12 protein-coding genes are annotated in these 12,695 nt (G+C 47.8%); 11 read left to right on the top strand and 1 reads right to left on the bottom strand.

The features are described from left to right. Positions 1-259: 259 nt before the first annotated feature. The 11 genes from G3M70_13465 (at position 260) to G3M70_13415 (ending at position 11,500) form a co-directional block, all read left to right on the top strand. Positions 260-1,978 carry a SulP family inorganic anion transporter gene (locus G3M70_13465; GenBank protein ID QPJ62829.1) on the top strand — a complete coding sequence of 573 codons (1,719 nt, stop codon included), beginning with the start codon at positions 260-262 and terminating at the stop codon, positions 1,976-1,978. 527 nt (positions 1,979-2,505) lie between these two features. Further along, the gene (locus G3M70_13460; protein ID QPJ62828.1) at positions 2,506-2,646 is read left to right on the top strand and encodes a hypothetical protein; all 141 of its coding nucleotides are present in this window, start codon (positions 2,506-2,508) and stop codon (positions 2,644-2,646) included. Between the two features lie 490 nt (positions 2,647-3,136). Further along, positions 3,137-3,493, top strand: coding sequence for an NAD(P)H-quinone oxidoreductase subunit 3 (gene ndhC, locus G3M70_13455; protein ID QPJ62827.1), 357 nt, complete (start codon positions 3,137-3,139; stop codon positions 3,491-3,493). Positions 3,494-3,503: 10 nt separating this feature from the next. Continuing rightward, positions 3,504-3,989 carry an NADH-quinone oxidoreductase subunit C gene (locus G3M70_13450; protein ID QPJ62826.1) on the top strand — a complete coding sequence of 162 codons (486 nt, stop codon included), beginning with the start codon at positions 3,504-3,506 and terminating at the stop codon, positions 3,987-3,989. Between the two features lie 22 nt (positions 3,990-4,011). Beyond that, the gene (nuoH, locus tag G3M70_13445; GenBank protein QPJ63816.1) at positions 4,012-5,106 is read left to right on the top strand and encodes an NADH-quinone oxidoreductase subunit NuoH; all 1,095 of its coding nucleotides are present in this window, start codon (positions 4,012-4,014) and stop codon (positions 5,104-5,106) included. 12 nt (positions 5,107-5,118) lie between these two features. After that, positions 5,119-5,688, top strand: coding sequence for an NADH-quinone oxidoreductase subunit I (locus G3M70_13440; protein ID QPJ62825.1), 570 nt, complete (start codon positions 5,119-5,121; stop codon positions 5,686-5,688). Continuing rightward, positions 5,676-6,182 (top strand): NADH-quinone oxidoreductase subunit J, encoded by a 507-nt coding sequence (locus G3M70_13435; GenBank protein QPJ62824.1) that lies wholly within the window; start codon positions 5,676-5,678, stop codon positions 6,180-6,182. Before G3M70_13440 ends, G3M70_13435 begins: the two co-directional genes overlap by 13 nt. Further along, complete coding sequence (nuoK, locus tag G3M70_13430) at positions 6,182-6,484, top strand: NADH-quinone oxidoreductase subunit NuoK (protein QPJ62823.1); 303 nt, start codon at positions 6,182-6,184, stop codon at positions 6,482-6,484. The genes G3M70_13435 and nuoK overlap by 1 nt, the downstream gene beginning before the upstream one ends. Before the next feature lie 7 nt (positions 6,485-6,491). Next, positions 6,492-8,468 carry an NADH-quinone oxidoreductase subunit L gene (nuoL, locus tag G3M70_13425; protein ID QPJ62822.1) on the top strand — a complete coding sequence of 659 codons (1,977 nt, stop codon included), beginning with the start codon at positions 6,492-6,494 and terminating at the stop codon, positions 8,466-8,468. A gap of 3 nt (positions 8,469-8,471) precedes the next feature. Then, positions 8,472-10,061 carry an NADH-quinone oxidoreductase subunit M gene (locus G3M70_13420; protein ID QPJ62821.1) on the top strand — a complete coding sequence of 530 codons (1,590 nt, stop codon included), beginning with the start codon at positions 8,472-8,474 and terminating at the stop codon, positions 10,059-10,061. Between the two features lie 2 nt (positions 10,062-10,063). Then, a complete protein-coding gene (locus tag G3M70_13415; GenBank protein QPJ62820.1) occupies positions 10,064-11,500 on the top strand; it encodes an NADH-quinone oxidoreductase subunit N in 1,437 nt (478 codons plus the stop codon). A gap of 62 nt (positions 11,501-11,562) precedes the next feature. On the opposite strand, the gene G3M70_13410 is transcribed toward G3M70_13415, so the two are convergent. After that, positions 11,563-12,690: a PepSY domain-containing protein gene (locus G3M70_13410; protein ID QPJ62819.1), complete on the bottom strand. Its 1,128-nt coding sequence runs from the start codon at positions 12,688-12,690 to the stop codon at positions 11,563-11,565. Positions 12,691-12,695 lie beyond the last annotated feature (5 nt).

Below are 12,695 nucleotides of genomic sequence, written 5' to 3'. Positions count from 1 at the left end.
CATACTATCATACGAATAGAGCCCAATTTTTCGCGCGCGCTCATTATGCTAGACGAATTGCGGCAATTCTCATTTACGGAGAAATTGGGAACAGTTTTTGACATAAATGCAGATAAAAAATACCGCTAGAACAACTTGATTGGAAACAGCACTCACGAATAAACATTGAACACTTTTGATTTGCCGAACTGGCGGGTTCCCTGCTATTGTTAGGAATTAAACCCCTTAACTAAACCAGATCCTCATAAAATAAAATTTTATGAGGATTATAAATTTTACTTCATGGTCGGGTTCCATCTTGCAAAAATTTACTCTTAAAAACTGGCGCGGTGATGTCGCGGGAGGACTATCTGCCGGAATTATCGCAATTCCCCTGGCCCTTGCCTTTGGTGAGCAGTCCGGCCTTGGGGCTCTGGCTGGGTTGTACGGAGCGATAGCCCTTGGGATATTCGCTTCACTTTTTGGAGGAACCCCCACACAAATAAGCGGCCCAACCGGGCCCATGGTGGTTGTCGCTGCCATGGTCGTTGGCAATACTGTTGAGCAAACCGGCAACCTTGAAAATGCCTTTCCCGTTATCTTTTCCACGTTTATTCTTGCGGGAGTTTTTCAGGTCGTTTTTGGCATCCTGAAGTTTGGAAAATATATACGCTATATCCCCTACCCTGTTGTTTCAGGTTTCATGAGCGGCATTGGCATCATCATCATTCTCATGCAAATTTTTCCTTTAATTGGAAGCGTTTCTCCAAAAGGAATTTTTAATATCTTCATCCATTTGCCTGATGCCTTCAGGGAAATGCAAATGGAATCGGCCATCCTGGGATTTTCTACGATAGCCATCATTTATATGTTTCCAAAAATTACGCGGACTGTCCCCAATATTCTGTTGGCCCTTGTGGTGGTCTCGGCTATTTCAGCATGGGCCGGGTTTAATGTCGCCGTCATCGGCCATATCCCTTCCAAGCTACCTGACTTGACATTGGGAGCAGTGACCAACCTTGCCGTGAATGACCTTCAGCAACTTTACATCCCTGCCATAACGCTGGCATTACTGGGCAGTATTGATTCCCTGCTCACCTCGGTTATCGCGGATAATGTCACCAAATCTCGACACGACAGTAATCAGGAATTGATGGGGCAGGGAATCGGCAATATTATTTCCGGTTCAATAGGAGGACTTCCTGGGGCTGGTACAACCATGTCAACTCTGGTCAATACAAATTCAGGTGCCACCTCCCGCCTTTCAGGAATGGTACATGGTTTCTCGCTCATACTTGTTTTGACACTGGGAGCTTCTTTGGCAGGCAACATACCTATTCCCGTACTCGCCGGGATTCTGATCACCGTTGGGATCGGGATCATAGATTATAAAGGACTCAGACATATTAAAATCCTGCCCCGCACAGAAACCATGGTGATGGGGCTTGTCCTGTTCATGACCGTATTTGCAGACCTCATTCAAGCTGTTGCCATCGGAATGATTTTTTCTACTTTCCTGTTTATGAAAAAAATGAGTGACCTTATGGAACATCAAACGGAAGTCGCGCCACTTGATTCATACCAAAATGAAACCATCTCGGAAAACAAGGACGATTCCGTGTGTCTGATGAACGATATTTCCCAGTTTATCTTTGTAAAAAAATTAAGTGGTCCACTGTTTTTTGGCTTTGCATCGGCCTTTCAAGACATCGCCAAAAAACTGCAAAACATTCCTATTCTGATTTTAAATGTTACCGATGTCCCCTACATTGATCAGACTGGTCTGTACGCTTTGGAAGAAGTGATGCTTGACCTAAAAAGCCATGGGGTCACCGTATTTATTTCAGGCTTGCAGGACCAGCCACGAGATATGCTCACTAAAGTTGAAATCATACCCAGCCTGGTTCCAGAAGAATATCTTTTCACAGACCTGTCCGAATGCTCCGGTTTCCTTAGCAAAAAGAAAAACCTTGATTTTTTAAACGAGGACGAAGATTAACAAATTTGCCAGTCTCCTCGCCTTCATAACCAAACCTTTCTTAACCCACAAATTTTTTTTAAACAGAACCTTTTGGGTAGCCATTAATTTCCCTCCCCTTGCAAAGAGAGCTTTGCAAAGGCGGGCAGTTTTGAAACAAAGTGTTCGTCATTGCCAGGAGCTACTGCAAAGAAGCAACCCAGCAAGCAACGTCCGACATGTAAGTGGATCGAGTTTAATCCTTTCTCAAAGTCGCAAACCTCGAAACTGAACCGGATGCGGACGGGGTATTTGATTTGGGGAAGGGATAAGAAATGATGGCTTCGCCTGTGAACAGCCACGCCTGTCACGGCTCGTGCCGGAGTAATTGAAACGTGGCCCCACTCTGTATGGGTTGGGCTTACGCCCTACATCCGGGTCGCCACTCCCGAACCTGTATCACCAATATAACGCCGGGGCTATAAAAATGAAAAGTGGGTCGGAATTTATTGACGTTATGGTCGATGGCAACGGCCTGAATTAACAGCTGGAAGCACTGCGCAACCAGAATGCTGATCCCCACACCCGTTATTCAGGACATAGGGGAAATCAGTCTGGCCTTGTTCGCCAAATATTTTGAAGAGGGAGGCAGGTATCCCAAAGGGGGGTCGTGGCGCGGTGGGGATAAATATGGAAGCCGCTCTCCCTGATCCCTCTCTTCAGTTTTAAGTGAAAGATTTGTCGAATAAACCACCAATCCTTTTTAAATCAATCCCTTATGGAAAAGATTCACGTTGCTCCCCAAGCGATCTTTACCTTTAAAACAGGTGTTTTTTAATGTTTTCCAGGAAAACTCTCCTAATCCACTTCCCTGGCAAGTAAAACCGCATAAATTCAAACCTCATAATGCTTCCTGCTCCTCCTTATGATAAATCCCCCAAAAGTCCCGAAAAACAGGGAAGTTGCTAAGGTTTTCATTGACAAGGATAGAATCCTTGGGTTAGTATCCCCCGTCACCAATTTCCTGTGGTATTTTGCCCTCCGGAACCTACCGGATCGAATAACACAAGGCCTTATTTTATAAAGCCTTGTAAAATTCAAAGGGATACACAAAACCCCTGAGAAACAAGGGCTTAAATAGAACAGGAAAAAGGAGCAATTTCCCCCTGTGAAAAGGGGCTATTGGCACGAAGGAGACACATGCTCGAACAATATCTCGGAGTCGCAATTCTCATGGTCATCGCGGCCGCAATTGCGATTGGCATGGTGGTGTCAACGACCTTGCTCGGACCAAAACGGAGATTTGCCGACAAGGATGAGCCATTCGAGTGTGGTGAATCTCAAATTGTCTCTCCCTACCAACGATTCTCGGTCAAATTTTATCTTGTGGCCGTCCTTTTCATACTGTTCGATATCGAAGCCGTATTTCTGTTCCCCTGGGCAGTCCTGTACCAACGCCTTGGGTGGTTCGGATTAATTGAAATGATTCTTTTCCTGCTGATTCTGGGCGTGGGTTTGATGTACGTCTGGATTCGTGGCGGACTCGACTGGGAGTGATCGGCAGGCAATGAGCGATACCGTATTAATCGACAAAGTCAAAACCCGGTTTGGCGCGAAAGTCCTTGAAAGTCACGACTTTCGAGGGGACCAAACTTTAACAGTAGAAAAATCCATTATTGTGGAACTTCTGGAGTGGCTGCGGGACGATCCGGAAACCGACATGTGCTACCTGATGGATCTAACCTGTGTTGATTACCTTGACCGGAAAAAAGAACGTTTCGAGGTGGTCTACCACTTGTTCTCGCTCAAGTTTAATCACCGTATTCGCATCAAATGCCCCGTGGATGAGGATGACTGTGAAATTGATTCCGTTTGTCCACTTTTCAAGTCGGCCAACTGGTACGAACGTGAAGTCTGGGATATGTATGGTGTGAAATTCAGAAATCATCCCAAGCTTAAACGTATTCTCCTTTATGAAGATTTTAAAGGGCATCCCTTACGAAAAGATTACCCGGTCAACAAACGACAGCCGTTGATCGGCCCCATGAATTGAGGCGGATTTGGATTTTTTTTCAATCTCAGACGAGTTCCTGATCGAATTGCTGGTCACCCTGATCAAAATTGGGTTTGTGCTTGCGGTGACCGTAGGTTTCTTCGCCCCTGTTCTGACCTGGGTTGAACGAAAACAAAGCGCGATCATGCAGGACCGAATCGGTGCCAACCGTGCCGACATTTTGGGCTTCAAGGCGCTGGGTCTGTTTCACATCATGGCCGACGGCCTGAAAATGTTCACCAAGGAAGATTTTATCCCGCAAGGTGCCAACAAATTTCTGCACACGTTGAGCCCGATTATTGCTCTGGTACCGGCTCTTCTGACATTTGCCGTTGTGCCCTTTGGTGGGAAGTACGAGCTATGGGGAACAGAGGTCAATCTGGTTATTTCCGATCTTGACGTCGGGCTCTTGTTCGTTTTTGCCATCGCTTCCCTGGCAACATATGGATACGTGGTCGCCGGGTGGAGTTCAAACAACAACTGGTCCCTGCTCGGTTCAATGAGAACGGCATCCCAGATGATCTCGTACGAAGTCACCATGGGACTGACCATTATCGGCGTTCTCATGGTTTACGGCACCATGCAGCTCGATGAAATTGGCGCCGCCCAGGAAAACTTCTGGCGCTGGGGGATCTTTTTGCAGCCTCTGGGTTTTTTCATGTTCCTGACAGCTTCCATCGCAGAGAACAAGCGCATTCCCTTCGACGCTCCAGAAGCGGAATCCGAGCTGGTGGCAGGCTATTTTACCGAATACAGTGGTTTGAAATTCGGCATGTTTTTCATGGCCGAGTTTATTGAAATGGTGACCATCGGAGCGATTGTCACCATCCTGTTTTTTGGCGGATGGCACATCCCGTTCGTCGAGACAAAAGACATCATCGATACATTTAATTTTTCCTGGCTGGGATCTTCGTTCGCCAATTTAATTGCGATGGGGATTCACGTTGGGGTGTTCTTTGTTAAAGTCTGTATTTTCATTTTCATTCAAATGACGATCCGGTGGACGCTACCCCGGTTTCGTTATGACCAGATCATGAAGTTGGGGTGGAAAATTCTTCTGCCCCTCTCCCTCGCCAATATCGTGGTGACCGGAATCGTGATCATGGCACTTAATTAAAAGGAGTCGCTTATGGCTTACTACGTCAATAGGAATGTGGAAATGACGTGGTGGGAGCGATCTTATATTCCCGAGATCATTCGTGGAATGCTCATCACGGTTCGTCATTTTTTCAAGAACCTGTTTGGGTTTGTTCCGTTCTTTCTTGGCAAAAAGAAAGAGCGGGAAATTTTTACTGTCTATTACCCGGAAGAGACCATTGACTACCCCGTAGCATATCGCGGGCGTCCGGTTCTTGCGTTAAGAGAAGACAACAAACCGGAATGTGTCGCCTGCGGCCTCTGTGAAATTGCCTGTCCGGCATATTGCATCGACATCATACCGGAGGCCAACAGTGGCAAGCAGAACCAGGACGAGCGTTTTCCGAAAGCCTTCACCATTGATTATGCTATTTGCATCTTCTGTGGATTCTGTGAAGAAGCCTGCCCGGAAGAAGCGATCTTCATGAGTGATGACTGTGAAATCTCAATGCTCGATCGCAAAAAAATGAAATACGATATGGAACAGTTACTGGTACCTGTTGCGGACCTCAAGGACCGCATCGAATTCACCCGCAAAATGTACGGAAAATGGAATTACTGATCTTCTACCCGTTGGCCATTTTTACAGTGCTCCTGGCACTGGGCGTGGTCTTTAATAACAGCCCGATCGGATCAGCCGTGTCGCTGATTGCGATGATGCTCGGTTTGGCTGGCATCTTTGTTGTTTTGCAGGCGCATTTCATCGCCATCCTGCAAATCATCATCTACGCCGGCGCGATCATGGTTCTGTTCATGTTCGTGATCATGTTATTAAACCTGAAGGGGGACGACAAGGCCTGGAAAATGCGGGATCGGAACCTGTACCTTTCCATCATGACCGGGATTCTGGTATTGCTGGCCTTGTACAAGATGATCGACAAAATTCTTGGGACTGAATTTGGTGAAATGGCCGAAGTGCCTGACTCATTCGGTACCACGGTCGCGGTAGGAACTGAACTATTTACTGACTACGTACTGCCCTTTGAAATCGCCTCCATCCTTCTGCTTGCAGCAATGGTGGGAGCGGTAGTGCTCGCAAAAAACAAGGTGGACTGATGATACCGCTTTCGCATTACCTCATTTTAAGCGCGACCCTTTTTTCAATTGGTGTTCTCGGGGTTTTGATTCGGCGCAACGCAATTGTGGTGTTTATGTCCGTGGAAATCATGCTGAATGCCGTCAACATTTCGCTGATTGCATTTGACCGCCATCTCAATCAGCACGATGGACAAATATTCAGTTTCATGGTCATGGCCGTTGCGGCGGCAGAAGTCTCGGTAGGGTTAGCGATCGTAATCGCACTGTTCCGGAATCGACCTACGGTCAACCTGGACGAATTCAACTTAATGAAGTGGTGACACTGTAATGGTAAATCTGGCGTTTCTGGTTCCCCTGTTTCCGCTGATAGGGTCCATCATCAACGGGTTCTTCGGGTTGCGCATAGGCAAAGACTGGGTCAGTAAAATAGCCTGTGGTGGGCCGATCCTGTCTTTCCTGGTGGTTGTTTGCCTGTGGATCAGCTTGTTCTTTCACCCGGAAGGAACCCCCTACCCAGAATTGATCCTCTTCAACTGGATCCCAGCCGGTAGCCTGCAAATCGAATTTGGATTCCAGATCGACCCCCTGTCCTGCGTCATGATGTTGGTGGTGACCGGTGTCGGCTCGGTAATCCATATCTTTTCGATCGGCTACATGTATGAGGAGTACAGCTACTACCGCTACTTCGCTTATCTCAACCTGTTCCTGTTTTCCATGTTACTGCTGGTTATGGGAAACAACTTCCTGGTCATGTTTATCGGCTGGGAGGGTGTGGGCGCGTGTTCCTATTTTCTCATCGGCTACTACTTCGAAAAAAAATCTGCCTGCGACGCGGCAACCAAGGCGTTTGTGGTTAACCGGGTTGGTGACTTCGGTTTTCTCCTCGGAATTTTTTACGTTTTCCAGGCCTTCGGTACGATTGATTTCTCAACCGTGATGACGGCAGCTCCAACGACCCTGATTTATGACAGCGAAACGGTCACCCTGTTGACCATGTTCTTGTTTCTCGGCGCGACCGGGAAATCAGCACAGATTCCGCTATACACCTGGTTGCCAGATGCAATGGAAGGCCCGACCCCGGTATCAGCCCTGATCCATGCGGCGACCATGGTCACAGCCGGCGTTTACATGATCGTAAGGTGTAACGCGCTATTCAACATGGCACCCCTCACGATGACGATCATCGCACTCATCGGGGGAGGTACAGCCTTGATGGCCGCGACGATCGGGTGTACTCAGTGGGATATCAAACGGGTTTTGGCGTATTCCACCGTCAGTCAGATTGGCTACATGTTTCTCGCCTGCGGAGTTGGTGCTTACACCGCTGCGATCTTCCATCTCGTCACACATGCTTTCTTTAAAGCCTGCCTCTTCCTGGGTTCCGGTAGTGTCATCCATGGGATGCACCATGAACAGGACATTAGAAAAATGGGTGGACTTAAAGATCACATGCCAATCACGTACCTTACATTTTTAATTTCGACCATCGCGATAGCCGGAATATTCCCCTTCTCAGGTTTCTTCAGTAAAGATGAAATTCTGTATCACGCCTTGATGGACGGCAACGTCATCTATTGGGGAATGGGAATAAGTGGCGCTTTCATTACTGCCTTCTATATGTTCAGGCTGGTATTTCTGACATTCCATGGCGAGTCGCGTGTTGATCCGCATATTCATCCGCACGAGTCACCTGCAGTTATGACGATGCCATTGATCATTCTGGCCGGCCTTGCATTGGGTGGAGGATTACTTGGTATCCCGCTCATCCACGGATGGCACATCCTGGGCAACTGGCTTGAACCTGTAATTTCTTTCGACTGGACCACGGCATTGCATCATTCTGAAACCGTTCTGGCTTCACATGGCCATCACCAATCATTCACTGAACTGCTCCATTCGAAACAGGCTCACGACCACACCTGGTGGGACATCACATGGGAAATCCTCCTGATGCTCTTTTCAATCTGTGTCGCGCTGGCCGGAATCTTTACCGCCTATATGTTCTATATCAAATTCCCGGATATGCCTGCGAAACTCACCAAGGGCCAATGGGGATTCGATATGGTGCAGAACAAATACTATGTGGATGAAATCTATGACGAGACCATAGTCAAACCTACGGTCGATGCCTCGTACCGCTTATGGAAAGATGCTGACCAGAAAGCCGTAGACGGGGCTGTCAACGGAGTTGCACAATCCATTGGGTTCATGAGTAAAATCGCCCAGTATTTTCAATCGGGGTTCGTTCGCAACTATGCCATGTTCATGGTCATGGGTTTCGTGATCCTTTTAATCGTGATTTAAGACATGTTTTTAACTTTCGTCACATTTCTACCTCTGATCGGCTGTTTTTTCCTGGCCTTCATTCCCGAAGAAAAATCGGAGATGGTCAAACAGGGTGCCTTGGCAATTGCCGTTGCCGACTTCCTGTTGTCCCTTGTTTTTTACCAGGAATTCGACATGCATTCCTCGGCCATGCAGTTCGAGTTCATGGTCCCATGGATTGAAGCCTGGGGAATCGGTTATCACGTAGGGTTGGACGGAATCTCTCTGCTGCTTTACATCATGACCACGTTCCTGACAGCGATTTCCATTCTTGCGTCATGGCACGTCAAAAAACATGTCAAATATTACATGATGTCCATGCTGGCTCTTTCAACCGGCATGCTGGGTGTTTTCATTGCCCTCGACTTCTTCATGTTCTACGTTTTCTGGGAATTCCAGCTCGTCCCGATGTATCTCATCATCGGCGTGTGGGGCGGACCTCGCAGACTTTACGCTGCGGTCAAGTTCTTCCTCTACACCGCTGTCGGCTCCCTGCTCATGCTGGTTGCCATCATCTGGATTTACCTCGACATCCACCAGCAAACAGGCCAGTTCACAACAGACCTGATGTTCATCACCAAGCACCTCGATGTGGGACTGGAAGTCCAGCAATGGCTGTTCCTGGCATTCTTTCTGGCCTTTGCCATTAAAGTGCCGATGTTCCCGTTCCACACCTGGTTGCCGGATGCCCACGTTGAAGCCCCCACGGCAGGCAGTGTCATTCTTGCCGGTGTTCTCCTTAAAATGGGAACTTATGGCTTTCTGCGTTTCAACCTTCCGCTATTTCCGGCCGCCAGTCACGAACTGTTTCCCTATGTAGGCTGGCTTGCAGTTATCGGAATTGTCTATGGTGCTTTGGTCGCCATGGTTCAGGAGGATTTGAAAAAACTGGTTGCCTACTCGAGTGTCAGCCATCTCGGGTTCGTCATGCTCGGTATTTTCGCTTTCAACCATCAAGGGATGTCTGGAGCTTTATTACAGAATATTAACCACGGTATCAGCACAAGCGCCCTCTTCCTGATGGTCGGTATGATTTACGACCGCAGACACACACGACTGATAAAAGAATTTGGCGGATTGACCAAAATTATCCCGGTGTTCTCAATTTATTTCATGATTGTCACACTGTCATCCATTGGACTTCCCGGGATGAACGGTTTTGTGGGCGAGTTTCTGATCCTGATCGGAATGTTCCAAACGGATGTTATATTCGCACTCATTGGAACTTCGGGCGTAATTCTGGCCGCCTGTTACATGCTGTGGATGTTCCAGCGTGTCATGTTCCTCGAGGTCACCAACCCTGAAAACGAAAAGCTGACCGACATGACACTGCGTGAAAAGGTTGTCATGATCCCGCTGATCATCCTGATTTTCTGGATTGGGATTTACCCAACACCGTTTACCAAAACATTTGATCCAACCATTGAGCATCTGATCGCTCACGTAAATAAAAACAGTGGAACCAAGCATGGCCAGGAAGAAGGTGGCCATCACGCAGCAATTCAGAGCAAAGCAACAGTCGCGCACCTTATAACGACACAATCTTCAACAACCCCGTTGGTTAAGGAATAAACGTGGAACCCATTGCCGCACCGATAGTCGATTTTTCAAGCCTGGCCCCCGTCCTGGTTCTGAGTGTTTTTGCCATGATGGTCCTGCTGGTCGACCTATTCATTGGCCGTAACAAATCGGTGCTGGTCTTCATCAGCCTGGTGGGCCTGTTGTGTGCCGCTGTCAGTTCTTTTGCCAAAGGTGCTGAAATCCCCGTTTACTCCTTCAACGGAGCCTATATTGTTGACCGGCTTTCGATCTTTTTCACCATGATCTTTTGCCTGAGTTCCGCCCTGGCCATTTTACTTGCGGTTGAATACAACAAACGGGAAGGCATAAAAGTTGGAGAATATTACAGTCTGATCCTGTTCTGCACAGTGGGGATGATCGTACTGGCCTCAGCAACCGATCTCATCATGATTTTTCTCGGCATTGAGATCGTCTCGATCTGCCTTTACGTACTGGCCGGTATTCGCCGGACCGATCCAAGGTCCAATGAAGCGGCATTAAAGTATTTCCTGCTTGGAGCTTTTGCTACAGGGTTCCTCCTTTATGGCATGACCCTGCTCTATGGCTCAACCGGTACGGTCAAGCTGAGCGCCATCGCGGGCCTCCTGAATTCCGGTGAGGTTTTTGCAAACCCGTTACTGCTTCTTGGAGTTGTCCTGCTCGTTATTGGGTTTGGTTTTAAAGTGGCTGCCGTCCCATTCCATATGTGGGCTCCTGATGTTTACCAGGGCGCTCCCACTCCAGTTACCGCTTTTATGGCAGTAGGGCCAAAAGCTGCTGCCTTCGCAGCTTTCTACCGCGTATTTGCAGAAGGTATTCCCGAACTGGCACCTTCCTGGCAAGTGACATTGAGCATTGTGGCCATCTTCAGCATGTTCTTTGGGAACCTGGGTGCCATTATGCAGACCAATATCAAACGCCTTCTGGCTTTCTCCAGTGTGTCTCACGTTGGCTATATTCTTATTGCGGTTATCGCTAAAGATTCACTTGGAAGTGCCAGCCTGCTCTTCTATATGCTGTCTTACGCGTTCATGACTTTCGGCGTTTTTGGCATCATCATTCTGGTAGGAAGGAAAGGCCACGAGAATCTTGAACTGGAAAACTATTCCGGACTGGGATTCAAACATCCGGTTTTAGCTCTTTGCATGACTATGTTCATGCTCTCTCTGGGCGGTCTTCCCCCGCTTGCTGGATTTATCGCCAAATTCTACATCTTCCAGGCTGCCCTTCAGGAAGGGTTCCTCTGGCTGGTGATCATCGCTGTTCTCAACAGTGCCATTTCCTTTTACTATTACCTGAAGGTTATCGTCTTCATGTACATGAAGGAACCTGTCGGGGAATTCAAAATCTCCCTCACCCCGATCACCCTGCTGGTTGTCGCGATCGGTCTTATTGGTACCCTGGAACTAGGGATCTTCCCCGGACCCGTTATCTTCCTGGCCCAGTATTAAACGGCAACCAAATAGCCTCCAGGAAAAGTCCCGATACCTCTAAAATTAGTCGAAACCTCTTATTATAGTTTTGCTTTTTCTCTTGTTAGCTTTTTCTTCGCCCGGTAAAACCGAACACCCGTTATCAATAGAAACAACGGAACAAAGCCCGACACAAAATACAGAATCCGCCCGGGCATGCCAGCAAACTCCTGGATTTCCCGATGTAGAGGCCATAACAAATCCAAACTAAACTGCCCCAAACTACCTTTTGTTCTATCGTTAATACTCAGAAGTTTTCCTGAATACTGGTCCAGCCAGACGGTCGATAATGGATGATGACGGGAGTAGCTCTCTGGCTGCCAAACTGTGATCTCAAAGACTCCGTCTTTCTTACTGCCTGGTGTTATAATTTTGTAAACCCTGCCATTTGAAAAATGACGGCCCGCTATTTCAGCGGCCCTGTCTAATGTGATCGACTGTTGTAGTGTGCCCCCCGTAGAAAGTAAGCCTGAAGGCTTTTCATAGATGGATGAAAAAAGGGCAACCACAGGTTTAACCTTGGTTGGATGAACAAAGTAAAAACCTGAAACGGCCAGAATTATTAACGGGAGGGAAAAATACAGTCCTACCAAGCGGTGTCCGTCGTAAAGCAATCTAGAATTCGAGGGGTTTTTCTTAAACCACAATTGCCGCGGAAATCGAAACCCCCTGGGGCTCCCCAGATATAATCCGGTTCCAAAAGAAACCAGCCACCCAAGGGCTAAATACCCCACCAGATCCCAACCGAACTTATCCATTTGCAATTCTGCGTGGACATCATAAACCCAGGTCATCAGGGTATCTCCCCAAAACCGGGTATCTATGATTTCACCTGTATAAGGATTTACGGAAATCATGAGCGGAGCCCAGAATTTACCCTCTTTTTCCTTTGGCTTTTGATAATCCGCCCGGAAGGGTTGATCCGGTTCCTCTGGAAGCACAAGCTTCCAGGGTCCCGTTCGAGTTGGATGCGCGGACCGGACAACTTCAAACAATTCCTGAATAGACTTTCTTTCACCTCCCGGGTTTTGAATCACTACATGGGGGTTTAAAAATTGATCAAATTCCCGATAGAAAGTGATCAGGCTCCCTGAAACCCCCTGCAGGGAAAATAACACTCCCAGCGCAAGCGCCAGGCTTAAATGAAAACCCAGAATTATTTTTCGCATGTCCA

This window comes from Candidatus Nitronauta litoralis (assembly GCA_015698285.1).
Lineage (GTDB): Bacteria > Nitrospinota > Nitrospinia > Nitrospinales > Nitrospinaceae > Nitronauta > Nitronauta litoralis.
This window is presented reverse-complemented; position numbering and strand designations above follow the sequence as displayed.